This window comes from Lentzea indica (assembly GCF_012184385.1).
In the GTDB taxonomy this organism is placed as follows: Bacteria; Actinomycetota; Actinomycetes; order Mycobacteriales; family Pseudonocardiaceae; genus Lentzea; species Lentzea indica.
Genome location: NZ_VSRL01000628.1, coordinates 1 through 310, shown reverse-complemented (window position 1 = coordinate 310; position 310 = coordinate 1). Strand labels below are relative to the sequence as shown.

Genomic DNA, 310 nt, shown 5'->3' with positions numbered 1-310 from the left:
TAGTCCGCTATCGGTCACCAGGGAGTATTTAGGCTTAGCGGGTGGTCCCGCCAGATTCACAGCGAATTTCACGAGTACGCTGCTACTTGGGAACACTCTAAGCAGACGCTATGTTTTCGAGTACGGGAGTTTCACCCTCTACGCTCACGCTTTCCAGACGTATTCCTCTAACAACGCGTTTTCTGACTGCTTGCCAGTCCGGCAGAACTAGCCAAGAGGTCCCACGACCCCGCGAATGCAACCCCTGCCGGGTATCACACAGACGCGGTTTAGCCTCATCCGCTTTCGCTCGCCACTACTCACGGAATCA

1 rRNA gene is annotated in these 310 nt (G+C 54.8%); it reads right to left on the bottom strand.

Annotated elements, in window-relative coordinates:
• A 23S ribosomal RNA gene (locus FXN61_RS50045) occupies nucleotides 1-310 on the bottom strand; the annotation flags it as partial.